The sequence below is a fragment of the Micromonospora sp. NPDC049101 genome (assembly GCF_040648675.1).
Lineage (GTDB): Bacteria > Actinomycetota > Actinomycetes > Mycobacteriales > Micromonosporaceae > Micromonospora.
Genome location: NZ_JBEZED010000015.1, coordinates 62,646 through 83,642 on the forward strand (window position 1 = coordinate 62,646; position 20,997 = coordinate 83,642).

At 72.9% G+C, this 20,997-nt stretch carries 17 protein-coding genes; 11 read left to right on the plus strand and 6 right to left on the minus strand.

Features of this window, described 5'->3' with window-relative positions; all coding sequences use genetic code 11:
- Window positions 1-211: 211 nt before the first annotated feature.
- The gene (locus AB0B57_RS21455; protein WP_357072375.1) at window positions 212-1,462 is read left to right on the plus strand and encodes a DUF222 domain-containing protein; all 1,251 of its coding nucleotides are present in this window, start codon (window positions 212-214) and stop codon (window positions 1,460-1,462) included.
- Here the strand turns inward: AB0B57_RS21455 and AB0B57_RS21460 are convergent.
- Window positions 1,395-1,865 carry a hypothetical protein gene (locus tag AB0B57_RS21460; RefSeq protein ID WP_357072761.1) on the minus strand — a complete coding sequence of 157 codons (471 nt, stop codon included), beginning with the start codon at window positions 1,863-1,865 and terminating at the stop codon, window positions 1,395-1,397. The genes AB0B57_RS21455 and AB0B57_RS21460 overlap by 68 nt on opposite strands.
- Entirely contained in the window at window positions 1,829-2,605 is a 777-nt protein-coding gene (locus AB0B57_RS21465; protein WP_357072378.1) for a serine/threonine protein kinase, read from the minus strand. Before AB0B57_RS21465 ends, AB0B57_RS21460 begins: the two co-directional genes overlap by 37 nt.
- Before the next feature lie 255 nt (window positions 2,606-2,860).
- Between AB0B57_RS21465 and AB0B57_RS21470 the strand changes: the two genes are divergently transcribed.
- A complete protein-coding gene (locus tag AB0B57_RS21470; RefSeq protein ID WP_357072381.1) occupies window positions 2,861-5,893 on the plus strand; it encodes a S8 family serine peptidase in 3,033 nt (1,010 codons plus the stop codon).
- 211 nt (window positions 5,894-6,104) lie between these two features.
- Window positions 6,105-8,450, plus strand: coding sequence for an AAA family ATPase (locus AB0B57_RS21475; protein ID WP_357072384.1), 2,346 nt, complete (start codon window positions 6,105-6,107; stop codon window positions 8,448-8,450).
- Between the two features lie 88 nt (window positions 8,451-8,538).
- On the opposite strand, the gene AB0B57_RS21480 is transcribed toward AB0B57_RS21475, so the two are convergent.
- Genes AB0B57_RS21480 through AB0B57_RS21495 form a run of 4 tightly spaced genes read right to left on the minus strand, consistent with a single transcriptional unit; the run spans window position 8,539 to window position 13,658 of the window.
- Window positions 8,539-10,626: an alpha-galactosidase gene (locus tag AB0B57_RS21480; RefSeq protein WP_357072388.1), complete on the minus strand. Its 2,088-nt coding sequence runs from the start codon at window positions 10,624-10,626 to the stop codon at window positions 8,539-8,541.
- The gene (locus tag AB0B57_RS21485; protein ID WP_357072391.1) at window positions 10,623-11,444 is read right to left on the minus strand and encodes a carbohydrate ABC transporter permease; all 822 of its coding nucleotides are present in this window, start codon (window positions 11,442-11,444) and stop codon (window positions 10,623-10,625) included. The genes AB0B57_RS21480 and AB0B57_RS21485 overlap by 4 nt, the downstream gene beginning before the upstream one ends.
- Window positions 11,444-12,361: a sugar ABC transporter permease gene (locus AB0B57_RS21490; RefSeq protein ID WP_357072394.1), complete on the minus strand. Its 918-nt coding sequence runs from the start codon at window positions 12,359-12,361 to the stop codon at window positions 11,444-11,446. Before AB0B57_RS21490 ends, AB0B57_RS21485 begins: the two co-directional genes overlap by 1 nt.
- Window position 12,362: 1 nt before the next feature.
- Entirely contained in the window at window positions 12,363-13,658 is a 1,296-nt protein-coding gene (locus tag AB0B57_RS21495) for an extracellular solute-binding protein (protein WP_357072397.1), read from the minus strand.
- Window positions 13,659-13,805: 147 nt separating this feature from the next.
- Between AB0B57_RS21495 and AB0B57_RS21500 the strand changes: the two genes are divergently transcribed.
- The 8 genes from AB0B57_RS21500 to AB0B57_RS21535 all read left to right on the plus strand — a co-directional run bounded on the left by AB0B57_RS21500 (window position 13,806) and on the right by AB0B57_RS21535 (window position 20,992).
- Window positions 13,806-14,564 (plus strand): SDR family oxidoreductase, encoded by a 759-nt coding sequence (locus AB0B57_RS21500; protein WP_357072400.1) that lies wholly within the window; start codon window positions 13,806-13,808, stop codon window positions 14,562-14,564.
- 35 nt (window positions 14,565-14,599) lie between these two features.
- The gene (locus tag AB0B57_RS21505; RefSeq protein ID WP_357072403.1) at window positions 14,600-15,310 is read left to right on the plus strand and encodes an FCD domain-containing protein; all 711 of its coding nucleotides are present in this window, start codon (window positions 14,600-14,602) and stop codon (window positions 15,308-15,310) included.
- Window positions 15,307-16,452, plus strand: coding sequence for a galactonate dehydratase (dgoD, locus tag AB0B57_RS21510; protein WP_357072406.1), 1,146 nt, complete (start codon window positions 15,307-15,309; stop codon window positions 16,450-16,452). Before AB0B57_RS21505 ends, dgoD begins: the two co-directional genes overlap by 4 nt.
- On the plus strand, window positions 16,446-17,300 hold the full coding sequence (locus tag AB0B57_RS21515) for a hypothetical protein (protein WP_357072409.1): 855 nt from the start codon (window positions 16,446-16,448) through the stop codon (window positions 17,298-17,300). Before dgoD ends, AB0B57_RS21515 begins: the two co-directional genes overlap by 7 nt.
- The gene (locus AB0B57_RS21520; protein WP_357072412.1) at window positions 17,297-17,917 is read left to right on the plus strand and encodes a bifunctional 4-hydroxy-2-oxoglutarate aldolase/2-dehydro-3-deoxy-phosphogluconate aldolase; all 621 of its coding nucleotides are present in this window, start codon (window positions 17,297-17,299) and stop codon (window positions 17,915-17,917) included. Before AB0B57_RS21515 ends, AB0B57_RS21520 begins: the two co-directional genes overlap by 4 nt.
- Window positions 17,914-18,855: a sugar kinase gene (locus tag AB0B57_RS21525; protein ID WP_357072415.1), complete on the plus strand. Its 942-nt coding sequence runs from the start codon at window positions 17,914-17,916 to the stop codon at window positions 18,853-18,855. Before AB0B57_RS21520 ends, AB0B57_RS21525 begins: the two co-directional genes overlap by 4 nt.
- A gap of 20 nt (window positions 18,856-18,875) precedes the next feature.
- Window positions 18,876-19,757 (plus strand): SMP-30/gluconolactonase/LRE family protein, encoded by an 882-nt coding sequence (locus tag AB0B57_RS21530; protein WP_357072420.1) that lies wholly within the window; start codon window positions 18,876-18,878, stop codon window positions 19,755-19,757.
- A 131-nt stretch (window positions 19,758-19,888) separates the two neighbouring features.
- The gene (locus AB0B57_RS21535; RefSeq protein WP_357072424.1) at window positions 19,889-20,992 is read left to right on the plus strand and encodes an L-dopachrome tautomerase-related protein; all 1,104 of its coding nucleotides are present in this window, start codon (window positions 19,889-19,891) and stop codon (window positions 20,990-20,992) included.
- The last annotated feature ends 5 nt before the right edge of the window (window positions 20,993-20,997 follow it).

Sequence of the window (20,997 nt, forward strand, 5' to 3'; positions counted from 1 at the left end):
GGTGTCCGCGTGTCCGGACGGGACGGACGCCCGCTCGCGCTGATACCGCAACACAACCCCGAGCGGCCGCAGGAGTAGCCCACACGTCGCTTGTCTCCGGCAGGCAGCGCGCCCCGAGCCGCAGCGGAGCCCGCCCGCACGACTCCCACTGGCGCCCGCATCAATCGATCATGATGACTAAAGTGTCGTACAGGCGTTCTAGTCTTTGGGCATGGTTGAGGCGTTGGCGCTGGCAGACGAGGCGGTTGCCGCCTGTGTCGACGACGCCGTCTGGGCCCTCGCCGAGGACGAGCTGATCGCCGCGCTCGACGCTACGCACCGCCTGGAGCAACGGCTCGCCGCCGTGAAGCTCGCCCTGGTCCGCGAGATCGACGGTCGCGGCACCGCCCACGCGCAGGGCGCGTCCAGCACAGCGGTCTGGCTGCGCGAGCGACTTCGCCTCACCATCTCCACCGCCCGCCGGCTGGTCGACCTCGCCGCCGCTCTGGACACCGGCAACCCGGGGATACGCGCGGCGCTGGCCAACGGGGACATCACCGTGGACCAGGCCCGGGTCATCGGCGACACCGTCGCCACCGTGCACACGAGCGCCGACGCGCAGGCAGCGGACAAGGCCGTCGGCGTGCTCATCGAGTGGGCCGGCCAGTTCGACCCCACCCTCCTGCGCAAGCTCGGCACCCGCATCCTCGACCACGTCGCCCCGGAGGTCGCCGACGCCGCCGCCCAAGCCGCGTTGGAAGCCGAGGCCCGCCGCGCCAACCGCGACCGCCACCTCACCCTCTCCGAGCTGAGCGACGGCCGCCTGCGACTCGCCGGCATCCTCGACACCGAAACCGCAGGCCTGCTCCGCGCCGCCATCGACCCACTGAGCGCACCCAGTGGCCCCGACGACACCCGCTGCGCCGGGCAACGCCGCCACGACGCCCTCGCCGACCTCTGCCGACTCACCCTGCGCACCACCGACCTACCCGAACACGGCGGCGACCCCGCACAAATCGTCGTCACCACCACCTTCGACACCCTCGCTGGGCAACTCGGCCCAGGCACCCTCGACACCGGCCTGCACCTCACCCCCGACACGGTGCGCCGACTCGCCTGCGACGCCGCGATCCTGCCCGCCGTGCTCGGCAGCGCCGGCCAACCACTCGACGTCGGCCGACAACGCCGCCTCGTCACCGGCCCGCTGCGCCGCGCCCTCGTCCTGCGCGACCGGGGCTGCGCCTTCCCCGGCTGCGACCGCCCACCACGCTGGTGCGACGCCCACCACATCCGACACTGGGCCGACGGCGGCACCACCAGCCTGGCCAACGCCGTCCTGCTCTGCGGCCACCACCACCGACACCTACACCACAGCGACTGGGTCGTGCGACTTGGCGGCGACGGCCACCCCGAATTCATCCCACCCGCCTGGCTCGACCCCGACCAGATCCCCCGCCGCAACCACTACCACCGGCGAACATAGGAACGACCTGCCGGCGCTTAACGCCCCGTCGCCGTGCAGCCGGATCCAGGCAGTACCACGCGACGGCTCCGCCCTCCACCACCGAGACCCTGGATGCCCCCGCGCCGCCGCCGCACCGCCACGCCGCCGCACCGCCGCGCTGGTACGCCGCCACGCCGCCACGCCGCCACGCGGGTACGCGGGTACGCCGCCGCGCCGCAGGCCGGCACTGGGCGTGACCCGGAAAACTGCGGGCGGTATTCCCGACCGCGGACAACCAGGCCACCAGCGCCAGCGGCAGCGCCAGCGGCAGCGGCAGCGGCAGCGGCAGCGGCAGCGGCAGCGGCAGCGGCAGCGGCAGCGGCAGCGGCAGCGGCAGCGGCAGGATCAGCGCCGGGGTGTCGCGGACCGGCGACAAGAGCATCCCGGGAGGCACCGAGCCTGCCGCCAGGCGCGGACCAGCGCGGGCACGTCCGCGTAGCGGGCGGCAGGGGCGGCCTTGGTGGCTCGGTCCACGACGCGACGTTGATCGTCGTTGCCCCGCCAGCCCTCTTCCGAGCCGAGCAGGTGGTGCAGGGTGCGGCCGAGCAGGTGCACGGTGGTCCGCTCGTCGATCACCGCGCCACGGACGAACTCCTCCGGTGCCATGTAGCGCCGCGAGCCGGGCAGCCGTTCGGCGTCGAGCAGGAAGGGTCCGGGTCGGTACTCGTCCAGGTCGATCAAGCGCATTCGGCCGGCGGAGAAGTCGTACAGGAAGCAACCGTCGTAGAGGTCGACCGCGACCAGGCCGGCGGCGCTGACGGCGAGATGGGCGTCGAGGATCGCGGCGAGGGCCGCCTCGACCTGCGGCAGCGGGAGTTGCTGGAACCGGGTGAGCCCGCTGCGGTCCGCGCCGTGCACGGTGGCGTGGTTCAACACGTCGCCGTCGTACCAGGGGTAGACGAGCGTGGGCCCGGCCGGTCCGTGGACCGTCCGCTCTGGACGGGCGATCACTGGGTGGCGGACTGCGGCATGCACCACGCAGGCCCGGTCGAGGGAAGCTCTGCCCTCGGCCGTGCTGGCCGTCTTGACGAGCCACCGCCGGCCCGCCTCCTCGACCCCGTAGGACAGGCAACCGGAGTCCTGCTCGTCGAAGACCGCGAAGGCCGAATCGATCGACGGCACGGAAACCCGCCGAAATGGCATGGGCACCCCCAAGTCGGCAGCGTAAATGACGCGCAAAGTACCCGTTGCGTTACGAGCTTGTTTCCAAGATGACGGCCAGGTTACGAGTGCTTCTCGATGATCTATACCGATCCTAGGTTTCGGCCACCGTCATCAGTCGTGGCGGCCGGCACCGAACGTGGAGGCAACGACGTGCCACAACCGAACACACATCGGACCGGACGGGCCAGGCGCGGGGTCAGCATGCTGGCCGCCGTGGCGCTGACCGCGGCCGGCCTGACCGCGGCCGGCCTCACCAGCCTGCCCGACAGCGCCACCGCCGCGCCGACCAGCAGCAGCGGCCCGACCGCCCGCTACCTTGTCCAACTCGACGAGGAGCCGCTGGCCACGTACACCGGCGGTGTTCCCGGGATCGCGGCGACGAAGCCGACCGACGGTGCCAAGCTGAACCGCACGTCGGGCAGCGCCAGGGCGTACCGGGATCACCTGCGCCAGCAGCGCACGTCCGTGCTGGACCACGTCGGCGTGCCGGCCGAGCGCACCCGCGTGACGATGGAGACCGCGTTCAACGGCTTCGCCGCCGACCTGACCGGGCCGCAGGCCGCCCGGCTGCGTGCCATCCGAGGTGTACGGGCGGTCTACGAGAGCCGGAAGGTCCACGCGACCACCTCGCACACCCCGGACTACCTGGGCCTGACCGGCAAGGGCGGGGTGTGGAAGAAGGAGTTCGGTGGCGACTCGCACGCCGGCGAGGGCGTCATCGTCGGGGTCATCGACAGCGGGTACTGGCCGGAGAGCGCGAGCTTCGCGCCGCTGCCCAGCCCCCGCCCGGACCAGGCCGTCATCGACGCCAAGTGGAAGGGCACCTGCGACGTCGGCATCGAGGCACCGGTCACCTGCAACAACAAGGTAATCGGGGCGCGCTGGTACAACGACAGCGGTATCGCCGACGCCTTCCCGGACGACTACTCCTCGCCTCGTGACCGCAACGGCCACGGCACCCACACGGCCAGCACCGCGGCCGGCATCCACGGCGTGCGGGCGACGTCGGGCACCCAGGACCTGGGCATGATCTCCGGGATGGCGCCGGCCGCGCGCCTGGCGATCTACAAGGCGTTGTACGACAACGGTGCGGGCGGCGCGACAGGTACCGACATCGACATCGTGCACGCCATCGACGACGCGGTCGCCGACGGTGTCGACGTGATCAACTACTCGATCGGTGACGACACCGAGCAGTTCGGGGCGGTCGACGCGACGTTCTTCAACGCCGCCGCGGCGGGCGTGTTCGTCTCCGCCGCCGCCGGCAACTCCGGCCCGTTCGCCAACACGGTCGACAACTCGACGCCGTGGCTGACCACGGTGGCCGCGAGCACCACCGACCGGCAGAACACCCGCAAGCTCACCCTCGGCAACGGCACCACCATCGCCGGTGTGGGCATGGGCGAGACCGGCGTCGGGCCGGCCCGACTGGTCTTCGCGAAGGACAGCGCACTCGACCCGGACGGTGCCTACGGCGCCGGCCTCTGCGCCGACGACACCCTGGATCCGGCAAAGGTCAAGGGCGCGATCGTGGCCTGCCTGCGCGGCGAGATCCCGCGTACCGACAAGAGCATCGAGGTGGCACGGGCCGGCGGCGTCGGCATGGTGTTGTACAACGACGAGCTGAACTCGCTGAACGCGGACGTGCAGGCCGTGCCCACCGTGCACATCAACGAGGTCGACCTGGCCACGGTCAGCGCGTACGTCGCCAAGGGCAACGCCACGGCGACCATCTCGCCGAGCAGCCTGGAGACCGTCGAAGCCCCCGCGGTCGCCGCGTTCTCCTCGGCCGGGCCGTCCAACCTGAACGCCGGTGAGCTGCTCAAGCCGGACATCAGCGCACCCGGTCAGGACATCGTCGCGGCGTTCTCCCCGTCCATCGGCGGAAACGACTTCGCCCTGGAGTCGGGCACCTCGATGGCGGCGCCGCACATCGCCGGCATCGCGGCCCTGCTGCTGGCCAAGCACCCCGGCTGGTCGCCGGCGGCGGTCCGCTCGGCGCTGATGACAAGCGCGGTCGACAAGACCGACAGGGGCAACCCGATCAAGATCGGCACGTACGACGCCACTCCGCTCAACTACGGCGCCGGGCAGGTGAAGCCGGGTAGCGCGTTCGACCCGGGCCTGGTCTACGACTCCAACCAGCAGGACTGGATCCGTTACCTGTGTGGGGTGTCCGCCGACCGGGGCGGCGACTACGGGCTCGGCGACCTGGACGGCTGCGACACCATCGGTGCCATCGACACCGCCCAGCTCAACTACCCGTCGATCTCGCTGGGCCGGATGGTCGGCAAGCAGACGGTGACCCGCACGGTCACCAACGTCAGCGACAGGGCCAGCACCTACACGTCGTCGGTGCAGGCCCCGCCGGGCTACCAGGTCAAGGTCACCCCGAAGAAGTTGCAGATCCCCGCAGGCAGGTCGGCCCGCTTCAGCGTCGAGGTCACCAACACCGGTGGCGCGTTCGACACCTGGGCCGACGGCTCGCTGACCTGGCGCGACCAGTTCAAGCACGAGGTACGCAGCCCGGTGGTCGTGCACAACTCCGGCCTTGTCGCCCCCGACACCATCACCGGCAAGGGCACCTTCGGCAGCGTCCGGATCGCCGCCGAGGTCGGCTACCAGGGTCAGCTGATCTCCCAGCTCTCCGGCCTGACCTCGGGAACCAGCAACGTGGCCACCCTGACCGGCGACGGGCCGAGCTGGGACTGGAGCACGTCGAACAACCTGCCGGTGCCGCTGCCCGCGTCGATCAGCCGGACCACCCTGCACGTGCCGGCCGGGACCCGCAGCCCACTCGTCCAGGTGACGTCGAAGCGGCCCACCTGCTCCCACATCGACTGGGACGACGAGGAGGGGGTGATGGAGTGCACCGAGTTCAGCCTCAACGTCTACGACAAGTCCGGGAAGTTCGTCACCGCCACGGCCAGCGGTCGGGACGGCGCCAAGGTGACCCTGCCGGACGGTGCCGGGGACTACATCGTGGTCGTGGAGCAGGAGTTCACCGAGAACATCAAGGACGGCGCGAACGCGTACACCATCACCAGTTACCTGCCGGGCGCGCCGGGCACCTCGACCGGCCGGTTCACCATCGATCCGAAGCAGCGCAGCGTGCGGCCGGGAGCGACGGCGAACCTGACCCTGCGCTGGTTCGGCCTCGCGCCGGGTCAGCGTTACCTGGGGGTGCTGGAGTTCCGCAATGGTGACGGCTCGCTGAAGACCGTGCCGGTCACCGTCACGTCCTGACGGTGGCGACCGGCCGGCGGGCCGCCGCGTGACCACCGGCCGGCGGGCCGCCGCGTGACCCAGGTCACCGGCGGTACGCCGGCCGGCCGTCCGTACCAGCGGGGGTGATCTGCTCGGCCCCACGGTGATCGACGGCGACGAGGACAGGACGCGGGGCGGCGGGGGCCCATCTCCCGTCCGCCCCGAACGTCTGCGCGGACCCGTCGAGTTCGTGGGACGAGCGGCGGAGGTGGCCCGGCTACGCCGGCTCGTCGAAGCTCCGCCGTGCCTGATCCTGGTGGAGGGCGAGCCCGGGATCGGCAAGAGCCGGCTGGTCACCGAGTTGCTCGCCGAACTGCCCGGGAGTCACCTGGTCGGCGAGTGCGACGACGTCCCGGAGCCCTTTCCGCTCGGCGTACTGCTGGACGCGATCCGGGGCAGCGCCGACCGACTCGACGCCGGTGCCGTCAGCCCGGTCGCCGGTGCCCTCGCGCCGCTGCTGCCCGAACTGGCCGACGCACTGCCCGCCGCGCCACCCCCGTTGACCGATCCGGCGGCCGAGCGGCATCGCCTGTTCCGCGCCGTCGCGGCGGTGCTGGCCGCACTGAGCCCGGCCACGCTGCTGCTCGAGGATCTGCACTGGGCCGACCCGGCGACCTGCGAGTTCCTCGGCTATCTGAGCACCCACCCGGTCGACGGGCTGGCGGTGGTGCTGACCACCCGCACGGTGCCGCCGGGAGGCAGCACGCCGATCCACGACGCCCTGGCGCGTACTCCACCGTGGAGCGTCACGCGGATGGCGCTCGGCCCGCTGGACGCCGACGACGTACGCCGGCTGGCCGCCCGGACCCTGCGGCTCGACGACCCGCCGCAGCGGTTGGTCGCCACCCTGCTCGACCGCACCGCCGGCATCCCGTTCGTCGTCGAGGAGGTGTTGCGGACGCTCGCCGAGCGGGGCGGCGACCCGTTGGCGGACGACAGCGTCCCGTTCGTCCTGCGGGACGTGCTGCTCTGGCGGTTGCGTCCGCTCGACGAGGCCACCCGGGAGGTGCTGGGTGCCGCCGCCGTGCTGGGGTTGGCACCGGACCAGCACATCCTCGCCGCGGTGCTCGGCCTGGACCGGTCGGCGGTCGGCGCGGCACTGACCGCGGCCCACCGGGCCGGCCTGCTGCACGACGCCGGAGACGGCAGGCGTTTCCGGCACGACCTGGCCCGCCAGGTGGTGTACGACCTGGTGCCCCGGGAGAGCCGGGAGTGGCTGCACCTCCGCGTCGCGCGGGTGCTGGAGCAGAGGTTGCCGCGGCCGGTCGCCCAACTGGCCCACCACTACCGCCGGGCCGGCAGCGGCGCGGACTTCGTCCGCAACGCCGAAGCCGCCGCCGACCTGGCCACCGAACGTGGCGACGACGCGACAGCCGCCAGCTTTCTGCTCCAGACCATGGACGTCGCCGAGCTACCCCGACCGGTTCGGGTGCGGCTGGCCGCCAAGCTGGGTCGGTCGGCCATCGACGGGCTCAGCCAGGCCGAGGCGATTCCGGTGTTGGAACGGCTGCTCGCCGACCGGAGACTGCCGCCCGGAGCCCGCGGCGAGTTGGGCCTGGTGCTCGGGCGGATGCTGCGCCAGCAGGGCGAGGCCCTGCGCGGGTACACCGAGATCGAGCGCGCCGTGCCGTACCTGCGCGCACCGCGACGCAAGGCCCCGGCGCTCGCGGTGCTGGCAGCCCCGGACACCGTGGTCGGCCGGCACGTCGACGACCACCTGGCCCGCTGCGCGGCGGCGGAGAGCGCCGCGGCGGCCAGCGGGGACCCGGGGGCGCACCTCGCGGTCCGGATCGCCCGCGCCTCGCTGCTCCTGGAGGTGGGCGACCCGGCCGCCTGGGCGATCATCACCGAGCTGCGGGCGTCCGCGGAGTTGGCCGACCGGCCCCGGGAGCATGCCCGGGCCTGCCTGAACTGGGCGCAGGGCACGTTGCACGCCGGGCACCCGGAGCAGGCCGAAGCGCTCCTGGCGGCCGGTCGGGCGCTTGTCGACGAGACCGGGTACGAGCGGCTGAGGGCCCTGGTGGAGGCGACCGAGCTGTCCCTGGACCGTGCCGCCGGGCGGCTGGACGGGCTCGCCCAGCGGCTCACCCGACTGGTCGCCTCCGCTCGGCGGATGCCGGTCACCCTGCTCGACGCACGGGCCGAACTGGCCACCGTGCTGGCCCGTACCGCAGTCGACGACGACGAGCGGGAGGTGGCGCGGCGGGCGCTGCGGGAGGTGGTGGCCGATGCCCGGCGGGTCGGCGCGATCTGGCCGCTGGTGCAGGCGCTCTCGGCGCTGGCCCGGCTGACCCTGGCCGGGCGGCCGGACGAGGCGGTCCGGCACGCGACGGAGGCGCTGACCCTGGTACGCGGGAAGGGCATCCTGGCGTGGGCTGCCGAGGCGGTGCTGGTGCTGGCCGAGGCCGCCGCCGCGGCGGGTGACCCGGGGCGGGCCGCCACAGCGGTGACCGAGCTGGAGGTCGGGATCGCGGGCCGCGACGCGCCGCTCGCCCTGGCCGCCCTGCGCCGGTGCCGGGAACTCGTCCCCGCCTGAGCCGCCCCGGCTGGTGCGGGTGGCGGCGTCGACCTGACTTCGGCCCCGGTGGGATCGCCACCGAGGCCGAAGCCCTGGTGCGCCGGCCTCAGTCGCGGGTCAGCACGATGAGGTCGGCGTCGTGGGTCGCGCTCCAGTGCACGGGCAGGCCGACCGCGGCGAGGTGGCTGCCGGAGTAGTGCCGGTCGCCGTGCGAGTAGCGGGCCGCCGGGTCGAGGCCGCGCAGGGGCAGCCGGACCGGGCGGGACGGGAGCAGGCCGGCGCCGTCGAGTCGGCCGGTGTGCCAGGCCAGGACGACCACCCGGCGCTGGTCCGGCGCGGTGTACTGCACCGCGCAGCGGGCCTGGCCGGGGCCACCGATCAGGTGCACCTCGCCGTGCGTGACGACGTCCCGGATCTCCTTGTAGCGGGCGATCCAGCCGGCCGCCTCGACCCGTTGCGCCGGGGTCCACGCCCGGATGTCCGCGCCGACGCCGAGCACGCCGGCCATCGCCAGCACGAACCGGAACGCGAGCGTTCGCGGTCGCGGGTCGAACAGGCCGGGCGCGTCGGTGACCCAGGAGCTGAGCAGGTGCGGGGCGTTGGCGTGCAGGAAGCCGTACTGGATGGCCAGCCGGTCCAGCGGGCCGGTGTTGTCGCTGGGCCAGAACACGTCGGCGCGGGCGGCCATCGCCAGGTCGGTCCGCCCGCCGCCGCCGGCACACGCCTCGATCAGCACGCCGGGGTGGTCCCGGCGCAGCCGCTCGTAGACGCGGTGCAGGTTGGCGACGTGCGCGCCGTCCAGGTCGACCGGGCCGACCCCGCCGGGCCGACCCGGTTCGGTACGCGGCCGGTTGAAGTCCCACTTCAGGTAGTCGATGTCGTACCGGCGGAGCAGACCATCCACGGTGGAGTGCACGAACTCGGCGACCTCCGGCCGACCCAGGTCGAGCAGGTACTGGTTGCGCACCGGGGTGAGCGGCCGGCCGTCGACGGAGTAGACCCAGTCGGGGTGCTCGGCGTAGAGGGTCGACTTCGGGTTGACGCACTCCGGCTCGACCCAGAGCCCGAACTTCAGCCCGAGCGCGCGGACGTCGGCGATGAACGCGTCGAACCCGGCCGGGAACTTCGCCGGGTCGGGTGTCCAGTCGCCCAGCCCGGCGGTGTCGTCGTTGCGGCCGACGAACCAGCCGTCGTCCACGACGAACGTCTCCACGCCCAGCTCGGCGGCGATCCGGGCGAGCGCCAACTGGCTCTGCGCCTCGACGGCGAAGTAGGTGGCCTCCCACGAGTTGTAGAGCACCGGGCGCGGGGTGAGCCGGTCCCCGGCCAGCAGCCGCTGGTGGGTGTGCCAGACCCGGGCCAGCCCGTCCAGGCCGTCCGGGCTGTACGCGCCGGTGGCCACCGGCAGGCTCAGCCGCTCGCCCGGGCCCAGCTCCAGCGGGCCGTCGACAAGCTGACGGCCGACCCGAACCCGGGTCAGGCCGCCGGTGTCCCGCTCGGCGCTGATCTCCCACGAGCCGGTCCAGGCCAACCCCATCCCCCACGCCGGACCGGCCGGGTCGGCGGTGTCCCGCACGGCCAGCCAGGGCACGTGCAGATGCCCGGGTACGCCCTGGGAGCTGCCGATGCGGAACGTGCCGTGGCCCAACTCGACGTGGGAGAGCTGGAACTCCTGTGACCACTGCCCCCACTGGTGGCTGAGCAGCGCGCCGTGCGGCGTGGGTACGCAGAACCCGCCCGATCCGGCCCGGACCACTCGCAGCGGGCCGGTGCCGTCGTTGCTCAGCTCGACCCAGCGCTGCACCACGTCGGTGCCCTCGGGCACCCGGTAGTGCACGGTGGCGCGCAGCCCGGTCACCGCGTCGGCGAAGTCGACGGCCAGCTCCCGCCCGTCGGCGTCGGCCCGTACACCGGTGTGGCCGAAGCCGACCCGGCGCTGCCCGCCGGGGGTCTCGATCACCAGGTCGGCGCCGGTGAACGGGCGATCGGCGTCGGTGGCGTACTCGATGGGGGCGCCGTCACCGGCGGTGAGGAACGGCACCGGGCCGTCGTAGGCGACCGGCGACGGCCCGTCGGTGACGCCGTGCGGCCCCCACGCGACGAGTTCCAGCCAGCGGCCGTGCGCCGGCACCGTCACCGTGTACTCGGTGTGCGCGCCGCGCAGCGTCCAGCGCTGCCCCCGCGGGGCGGTCACTTGACCGCTCCGAGCGCCAGGCCGGAGACGAAGTGTCGTTGGAAGCGCAGGAAGACCGCGACGGTGGGCACGGCCGCGATGACCGTGCCGGCGGCGATGACGTTCCAGGACGAGACGAACTGCCCCTGGAGGCCGAGCAGCGCCGGGGTGACCGGCATGTTGTCATCGGTACGCAGCACGGTGATCGCCCAGAGCAGGTCGTTGAAGATCCAGGTGAAGGACAGCGCGCCGAGGGCGGCCAGCGCGGGCCGGGTCAGCGGCAGCATCACCTTCGTGAAGATCTGGGCCGTGCCGGCGCCGTCGATGGTGGCCGCCTCCTGGATCTCGCCCGGCAGGTCCCGCATGAAACCGTGCAGGACGAAGGTGTAGAAGCCGAGCCCGAAGCCGACCTGCACCGCGATCAGCGCCCAGAGCGTGTCGTACAGGCCGGTCAGCTCACTGAACTTGGCCACCGGGATGAGCAGGATCTGCGGTGGCAGCAGGTTGCCGGCGAGCATCAGCAGCAGGATCGTGCGCCGCCCCGGGATCCGGAAGCGGCTCAGCGCGAACGCGGCCATCGCGGCCAGCGCCAGGCTCAACGCCACCGACGGGACGGTGACCAGCATGCTGTTGATCAACGCGCGCAGCTCGCCGCCGTCGGTCCACGCCTGTCGGTAGGTGTCCAGGGTGAACGACCGGGGCAGGCTGCCCACGCCGTGCGCGGCGATGTCGTCGAACGATCGGGTGGACATCACCACGACCCAGAGCACCGGCCCGAGCCACAGCAGCGAGAGCAGGATCATGGCGGTGTGGAAGGCGCCGGTGCGGAGCTTGTTCATCAGGCTTCCTCCCGGAACGCGCGGACCAGGTAGCCGAGGATGACGGCCAGCGCGAGCACGAAGATCACGACGGCGATGGCGGAGGCGTAGCCCAGCCGCAGGCTCTGGAACGCGGTCGAGTACATGTAGGTGCTGAGCAGCTCCGACGAGTGGTACGGCCCGCCCTTGGTCAGCGACCAGACGATGTCGAACGAGCGCAGCGAGTCGATCACGATGACCGACAGCACCACGGCGTTGACCCCCTTGAGCTGGGGGATGGTGACGTGCCGCAGCCGCTGCCAGGCGTTGGCGCCGTCCATCCGGGCCGCCTCGTGCAACGCCGGGTCGATCGCCTTGAGGCCGGCCAGGAACAGCACCATCACGTAGCCGATCTGCCGCCACAGGGCGGGCAGGATCACCGCGTACAGCGCGGTCTGTGGGTCGGCGAGCCAGGGCCGGATCAGGCTCTCCAGGCCGACGGCCCGCAGGATCGTGTCGGCGATGCCGTCGGGCTGGTAGAACACCCGCCAGACCAGCGCGGTCACCACCAGCGAGAACACCACCGGGGTGAACAGCGCGGCCCGGTAGAAGCCGACGCCGCGTCGCTCCTTCTGCAACACCAGCGCCATGCCGAAGCCGCCCAGCACGGAGAGGCCGCCGAAGAGCACCAGCCAGATCACCGTGTTGACGAGCGCACCCCGGAAGGTGGCGTCGCCGGCCAGCTCGACGTAGTTGTCCGTGCCGACGAAGGTCGGCGACGACATCCCGTCCCAGCGGGTGAGCGAGAACCAGAAGCCCTGTAACGCCGGCCAGAACACCCAGATGCTCTCGACCGCGAACGGCACCAGGACGAACGCCACCAGCAGCGGCGACAGTCGAGCCGACCGCCGCCGCCGCCGGGTGGGTGTGACCGAAGTCGGGGAGATCGTTGCTGTCACGTCAGCCCTTGAAGACCTTCTCGGCGCCGGCCTGCCACTCCCGCAGGATCGCGTCGATCTGGTCCGGCTTGTCGATGAACTTGGTGAGCGCGGTGTCCGCGGTCGGCTGGAGTGCGTCGCTGGAGTCGCGGTTGAAGAACTGGGTCAGCTCCTTGGCCTCGTCGAGCATCGCCTTGCCCTTGGCCACCAGTGGCGAGTCGGACGCCTTGGCCTTGGGGTTGGCCGGCAGCACGATGCCGGAGCTGGCCTTGACGTACGCCTCCTGGGCCTCGACGCCGGAGAGGTAGCTGAGCAGGGCCTTGGTGCCGGTCGGGTTGGCGGTCTTCGCGCTGGCGAAGAAGCCGTCCGTGGGCGCCTCCTCGGCCAGCGGCACCGCCGGGTCGATGATCGGGAACCGGAAGAAGTCCAGGTCACCGAGGGCGTCCTTGGGGGCGGCGTCGGCGAAGAACGTGCCGATCAGGAACATGCCGGTCTTGCCGGCCAGCAGGGCGGTGGTCGCCTCCTGGAACGGGTACGCCTTGCCCTTGGGGTCGAAGTAGGGCAGGGCCTCGCGCCAGCGGGTGAGGACCGCCTTGACCTTGGGGTCGTCGAAGCGCTGCTTGCCGGCGAGCAGCTCGCGGTGGAACGGCGCGCCGTTGATCCGGATGTTGAGGTAGTCGAACCAGGCCGAGGCCACCCACGGGGTGTCGCCGAGGCCGATGCCGATCGGCGGAACGCCCTTGCTCTTCAGCGTCTCGCAGACCGCCAGGAACTCGGTCCAGGTCTTCGGCTCCCGCACACCCCACTTGGCGAAGTTGGACTTGCGGTAGAAGAAGCCCCACCAGTAGTTGTTCATCGGCACGAAGACCTGCTTGCCGCTGGCGTCGGTGGAGAGGGTGCGCAGCGACTGTGGGTAGTCACCGAGTGACTTCCAGACGTCGGAGACGTCCAGCAGCAGGTTCTTGCTGGCGTAGTCGTTGGCGACCGAGCCCGCGTACCAGGTGTAGAGATCCGGGGGGTTCGCCGAGGTCAGGTACGTCGGCAGCTGGGTCCGGAAGGTCTCGGAGGCGATCGTGTTGAGGCTCGCCGTGCCCTTGCCCTGCGCGTTGAAGGTCTCGATCAGCTTCTCCATCGCGGCCTTGGCCTGCGGCGAGGAGAGGTTGGACTGGATGGTGACCGCACCCGAGCCGCCGCTCGTCGTCGGCCCGCTGGCGGAACTGGCGCACGCGCTGAGGAACGAGCTGGCGCCGAGGGCACCCAGGCCAGCGAGCCCGAGGTGGCCAAGGAATCGCCGGCGACCGGGGTCGAAGTCGCTCACGGAGGTATCCCTTCCTCTACGACACGTAGCGTCACCGCGCGATGTGTCGTCCATGTGAATGCTGTGCCGAGAAGGTTGCATCGGCCGTCGCCGGCTGTCAAGATATCTTCGTAATTAATGATTAGACGAGACCAAGGTGAGGGTCAGGTGGATCAGCCTATGCGCCGGCTTGAAGGCAAGAACGCGCTGGTCACCGGTGCGATGGGCGGGATCGGCGCGGCCACCGCCCGGCGGCTCGCCGCCGAGGGCGCTGCGGTCGCGCTGCTCGACGTGCACGACCCGACCCCGCTGGCCGACGAACTGACCGCGCGTGGCTACCGAGCACTTTCCGTAGTGGGCGATGTCAGCGACGAGAGTGACTGGACAGCGGCGGTCTCGGCCGCACGCGCCCACCTCGGCCCGATCGACATCCTGGTCAGCACCGCGTACGCCGTGCGGGTCGCTCCGGCCCACCAGACCAGTCGGCAGTCCTGGGACCACCAACTCGGCGTCAGCCTCACCGGCTCGTTCCTCGGCGTCCGCGCCTGCCTGGACGACCTGCGGGCGCGCAACGGCGCGGTGGTGCTGATCTCCTCGGTGCACGCGCTCGTCGGGTTGCCCGGCCGGCCCGCGTACGCCGCGGCCAAGGGCGGCCTGGTCGCGCTCGGGCGCCAACTGGCCGTGGAGTACGGCCCACAGGTGCGGGTCAACACCGTGCTGCCCGGTCCCATCCTCACCGCGGCCTGGGCGGACGTGTCCGAAGAGGACCGTCACCGCAGCGTCGCGGAGACCGTGGCGAAACGCTTCGGCACGCCGGACGAGGTGGCCTCGACAGTAGCCTTCCTCGCCTCACCGGACGCCGCGTACGTCACCGGTGCGAGCCTCGTGGTGGACGGTGGCTGGACAGCGGTGAAAGCCTCGGCCTGAGAGATCGATACCAACCAGCGAAAAGGCCAGGAGCATTGGCACAGTACGCACGCCGCGGTGTCCACGGGCAGACCGTCGAAGCGATCGCGCGTCGCATCCTCACCGGCGAGATCCCCGCCGGCGCGACCCTGAACATCGTCGCCCTGCAGGAGGAGTTCGACGTCAGCCTGACGGCGCTCCGCGAGGCGCTGAAGGTCCTCTCGGCCAAGGGCATCGTCGACGCCCGGCAGAAGCGCGGCACCTTCGTCCGGCCCCGCGCCGACTGGAACCTGCTCGACGGCGACGTGATCCGCTGGCAGTTCGCCGAGGGCCCCGACGAGCGCCTGCTGGAGAAGCTGCACGAGGTACGCGCGATCATCGAGCCGGCCGCCGCGCGGCTGGCCGCCACCCGGGCGACCGAGGACGACCTGGCCGCCCTCGACCGGGCGCTTGCCGAGATGGCCCAGGCCGACGGTGATCCCGCCGCCGCCGTCGCCGCCGACCTTGCCTTCCACCGCGCGCTGCTCACCGCCACGCACAACGAGCTGCTGGAGCGGATGGAGGTGGTGATGGAGACCGGGCTCGCCGAACGGGACCGCCTGGTGCACGGCGGCGCCGCGCACGACGACCCGGTGCCCAGCCACCGCGCCGTGGTCGACGCGCTGCGCGAGCGGAACGAGACGGCGGCGGAGACCGCCATGCGTGAGTTGCTGGACAAGGCCGTCCGCGACGTCGAGAAGGCACGGGGACGAAGGGGCAGTCAGTGAAGATCGAGCGCATCGAGACCTTCCTGGTCGCGCCACGGTGGCTGTTCTGCCGGGTGGAGACCGACGACGGGCTGGTCGGCTGGGGTGAACCGGTGGTGGAGGGGCGCGCCGAGGTGGTGCGCGCCGCGGTCCAGGTGCTCTCCGAATACCTGATCGGTGCCGATCCACTGCGGATCGAGCAGCACTGGCAGGTGCTCACCAAGGGCGGCTTCTACCGGGGTGGCCCGATCCTCTCCAGCGCGGTCGCCGGCCTCGACCAGGCGCTCTGGGACATCGCCGGGCAGGCGTACGGCGCGCCGGTGCACGCGCTCCTCGGCGGGCCGGTCCGCGAGAAGGTGCGGATCTACTCGTGGATCGGCGGGGACGAGCCCGACGAGGTCGCCGACGCCGCCGCCGCGCAGGTCGCCGCCGGCCTCACCGGCGTCAAGATGAACGCCTGCGGGCGACTCTCCCCCATCCCCACCTCCGCCGAGGTGGACGAGGTCATCGGCCGGGTCGCCGCCGCCCGCGAGGTGCTCGGCGGAGACCGGGACATCGCGGTGGACTTCCACGGCCGGGCCGGGCTGGCCGCGGTCCGCCGGATCCTGCCGGAGCTTGCGCCGCTGCGCCCGTTCTTCGTGGAGGAGCCGGTCCTGCCCGACCAGGCCCACCACCTGCGCGACATCGTCGCCAGCACACCGATCCCGGTGGCCACCGGCGAGCGCCTCTACGGCCGCTCCGAGTTTCTCGGCCCGTTGCAGGCCGGGGTCGCCGTGGTCCAGCCGGACCTGTCGCACGCCGGCGGGATCTCCGAGGTCCGCCGGATCGCCACGCTGGCCGAGACGTACGGCGCGCTGCTCGCCCCGCACTGCCCGCTGGGCCCGATCTCCCTGGCGGCCAGCCTCCAGGTGGCCTTCGCGACACCGAACTTCCTGATCCAGGAGCAGAGCATCGGCATCCACTACAACGCCGGCTCGGAGTTGCTGGACTACCTGGTCGACCCGGAGCCGTTCCGGTTCGTGGACGGGCACATCGCCCGTCTCGACCGGCCCGGCCTGGGCATCACCGTGGACGAGGCTGCGGTCCGCAAGGCCGCGCGGACACCGCACGCCTGGCGCAACCCGGTCTGGCAGCACGCCGACGGGTCGTTCGCCGAATGGTGACCGGCGCGACGTCGGTGCCGCTGCGGGTGGCGTACGACGCGACGCACGGCGGCCGGTGGACCAGCCTGCGCGGCGGTGGCCGGGAGTGGCTCTGGCGCGGCCCGGAGCCCGGCCGAGACGAGGTACGCCCCGACGACGCCTTCGTCGACGCCGGCGGGCTGGAGGAGTGCCTGCCGACCGTGCGCGGCGAGCCCGACCACGGCGAGGTGTGGTCGCGGCCGTGGCGCAGTGCCGGCCCCGGCACCGTGGTGATCGAGCGGCCGACGTTCACCCTGAGCCGCCGGATCACCGACTCCGGCGGTGTGGTGGTGGTCGACTACCGGCTGGCCGCCGAACCCGGGCACCGGTTCATCTGGGCCGCACACGCCCTGCTCGACCTGTCCCCCTCAGCCCGCCTCGACGCACCCGCCGGCACACCGACCCGGCTGCACCCGGAGGCCGCCGCGTTCCTGCCGCCGGGCACCTGGCCCACCGGCGACCCGTGGTTGACCGGGCCGTGGCCGGCCCCGGCCGGGCTGACGCTCGACACCCTCGGCCCGGACGATGGGACCGCGCTCGGCGCGGTGCTGCTCGACTGCCCACGGGTCCAGGTGCGCGACGGCGACGACCGGCTGACCATGGCGCTGGAGTGCGCGGGCCAGCCCCGCAGCACCGCGCTCTGGCGCAACCTGGGCGGCTGGCCGGCCGGCCACCCCTACCGCAGCATCGGCGTCGAACCGATGCTCGGCGCGGCCTTCGACCTGGCCGACGCCGGCCCCGCCGACGCGGCGACAGTTCCGCCCGCCGGTGAGGTCACCTGGCGACTCACTATCTCCGCCCACCGCATCCACCAAGGACAACCGCGATGAACCTGCTCGACGAGCTGCGTACCCACCGGCTGCTGGCCATCGTGCGCGGCCCGGACCCGGCCGCCGCGCTGGCCGCCGTACTCACCCTGGCCGAGAGCGGCGTCGCCCTGGTCGAGGTCTCGCTGACCAGCGCTGACGCGCTCGGCGTCATCCGACGCGCCCGGGCCGCCCTCGGGCCCGCCTACGCCCTGGGCGCGGGCACCGTACTCAGTGCCGAGGACGCCCGCGCGGCGGCGGACGCGGGCGCCGGTTTCCTGGTCACCCCGGCGATCGCACCGAGCCTCGCCGAGGGTGGCCGGCTCGGGCTGCCGGTGCTGGCCGGGGCACTCACCCCCACCGAGGTGGTGCAGGCCACCGGTGGCGGGGCCACCGCCGTCAAACTCTTCCCGGCCTCCCTCGGCGGCCCCGACTACCTCGGCGCGCTGCGCGACCCGTTCCCCGGCACCGCGTTCGTGCCGGTCGGCGGGATCGACGCGGACGGCGCGCGGCACTACCTCGACCGGGGTGCCGTCGCGGTCGGCGTCGGCTCGCCGCTGCTCGGTGACGCCGTCCGGGGCGGCGACCTGGCGGCGCTCCGCGAGCGCGCGGCCAGCTTCCGGGCGGCGGTCCAGCGGTGACCGACCTGCTCACGCTCGGCGAGACGATGGCGGCGTTCCGCAGCAGCGGCCCGCTGCGGCTGGGCGGCACCGCCGGGATCTCCGTCGCCGGTGCCGAGTCGACAGTGGCGATCGGGGTGGCCCGGCTCGGCCACCGGGCCGCCTGGGTCGGGGTCACCGGCGCCGACGAGCCCGGTGAGCTGGTCCGCCGTACGCTGCGCGCCGAGGGTGTCGACCTGACCTGGTCCCGGATCGACGCGACAGCGCCCACCGGGCTGATCCTCTTCGAGAACCGGGTCGCCGACATCAACCGGGTCACCTACCACCGCGCCGGGTCGGCCGGCTCCCGGCTGCGCCCGGCCGACGTGACACGTGCCTTCGACGCGCCCGGGCCACCACCCCGGCTGCTGCACGTCACCGGCATCACCTGCGCGCTGGGCGCCGAGCCGTACCAGGCGGTGGTGGAGGCCGTGCGGCGCGCCCGCGCGGCCGGCAGCACCGTCTGCCTGGACGTCAACCACCGGCAGCGGCTCTGGTCGGTCGCCGAGGCCGCCGCCGCGCTTCGACCGCTGCTGCCCGCGCTCGACCTGGTCGTCGCCTCCGACGACGAGTTGGCCGTCCTGACCGACGCGGCCGACCCGGTCGCGGCGCTCCTCTCGGCCGGCGTGACCGAGGTCGTGGTCAAGCACGGCGCCGACGGGGCGACCAGCCACCGCGCGGCCGGCACCGTGCACCGGCCGGCCCGGACGGTGCCGGTGGTGGACACCGTCGGCGCGGGCGACGCGTTCGTGGCCGGGCTGCTCTCCGCCTGGCTCGACGGTGCCGACGCGCCGACCCGGCTGGACCGGGCGGTCACCACCGGCGCGTTCGCGGTGGCCACCCGGGGCGACTGGGAGGGCCTGCCCGACCGGGCCGAGCTGGCGCTGCTCGACCACGGCCCCGGCGGTACGGTCCGCTGACGATCCCTTGGAGGAGCACCATGGAGCTGACCGAACCGACCGTCTGGAGCAGCGACCGGCTGGAGCTGGGCGAAGGGCTGCGCTGGGTCGACGACCGGCTGGTCCTCGTCGACCTGCTGGCCGGACGCCTGCTGGAGACCGACGGCGACGCCCCCGCCCCGCTGCGGGAGGTGCGCCGCCTCGACGTACCGCTCGGCGCGGTCGCCCCGGTGGCCGACCGACCCGGTGACTGGCTCGCCGCCGCCGGCACCGGCGTCACCCTGCTGCCCGCCGACGACGACCCCCGACCGGTCGCCGACCTGGTCGCGGACGCACCCGAGCCGACCCGGATGAACGACGCGGTCGCCGACCCGCACGGCCGCTTCTGGGCCGGCAGCATGACGTACGCGATGGTGCCGGGCGGGGGCACGCTGTTCCGGCTGACCCCGGGCGCCGAGCCGGTCCCCGCGGTGACCGGGTTGACCATCCCGAACGGGCCGGCGTTCGACGCGGCCGGCACCACCATGTACCTGGCCGACACGCCGCGGGGCGAGGTCGACCGGTTCACCGTCGACCCGGGCACCGGTGACCTGCACGGGCGGGAGCCGTTCCTGCGGTTGTCCCCCGCCGACGGCGGCCCGGACGGCATGACCGTCGACGCGGCGGGTCACCTCTGGATCGCGTTCTGGGGCGGCTCGGCGGTCCGCCGCTACCGGCCGGACGGCACCCTGGACCGGGAGATCCGGCTGCCGGCGACGCAACCGGCCGGCATCTGCCTGGGCGGCCCCGACCTGCGCCGACTCTTCATCGGCACGGCTCGGGTGGGGCTGGACTCGGCGGGCCCGCAGGACGGCGCGCTGCTCGCGGTGGACGTCGAGGTCCCCGGCCTGCCCGCCGCGTACGCCGCCGCACCGCTGGGCTGACGGAGGCATAGCTGCTGACGCAGGCATACCGGACGCCCGGGCGGGAATAGCAGCGCGCGGGGAGCCCGCGGCCGGCGCGGGTCGGACCCGGCGGCAGGAGGCGAGACGATGGGCATCGTGGGGTGGGCGTCATGAACGGGCCGGTCGGCGACGAGCCGGTGGGCGAGCTGGAGCTGGTGCACACCTTCACCGGCCCGATGCCGACCGGGGTGAGCGTCTCGCACCGGGGCCGGATCTTCGTCAACTTCCCGAGGTGGGGCGACGACGTGCCGGCCACCGTCGTGGAGCTGCGCGACGGCCGGGAGGTGCCCTACCCCGACCAGGCGTGGAACACCCCGTCCGGTGACGACGACGCGGGCGCGTTCGTGTCGGTGCAGAGCATCGTGGTGGATCCGGCCGACCGGCTCTGGGTGGTGGACACCGGCAGCCCAATGTTCCAGCCCACGAAGCCGGGTGGGCCGAAGCTGGTGCGGATCGACCTGGACACCGACACGGTCGCCCAGGTGATCACCTTCCCGCAGGACGTGGCGCCGCCGACGACGTACCTCAACGACGTCCGCTTCGACCTGCGGCGGGGCGAGGCGGGGGTCGCGTACATCACCGACTCGACGGACTCCGGGCCGAACGGGATCATCGTGGTGGACCTGGCCAGCGGGGCTTCCTGGCGGCGGCTGCACGACCACCCGTCCACGAAGGCGGAGCCGCTGAAGAACTACCGACCCTTCGTCGAGGGCCGGCCGCTCCTGTCCCGCCCGAAGGACGGGCCGGCGAAGCCGCTGGCGATGGGCTCCGACGGCATCGCCATCTCGGCCGACGGCAGCCGGCTGTACTACTCGCCGCTGATCTCCCGACGCCTGCACAGCGTGTCCGCCGAGGCGCTGGCCGACCCGTCGGTCACCCAGGAGGCGGTGGCGGCCACTGTCGTGGACGAGGGGGACAAGGCCACCGGGTCGGACGGCTTGGAGTCCGACGACGCGGGGCGGCTCTACTGCACGTCGTACGAGCACAACGCGGTGCTGCGGCGGCACCCGGACGGCCAGTACGAGACGCTGGTCCACGACCCGCGGCTGCTCTGGCCGGACACCATGTCGGTGGCCACCGACGGGTACCTCTACGTCACCGCCAACCAGCTGCACCGGCAGGCCCAGTACCAGCGGGGCCAGGACCTGCGGCGCAAGCCGTACGCGCTGTTCCGCACCCGCATCGACGCCGGCCCGGTGCTGCTGCGCCGCTGACCGGG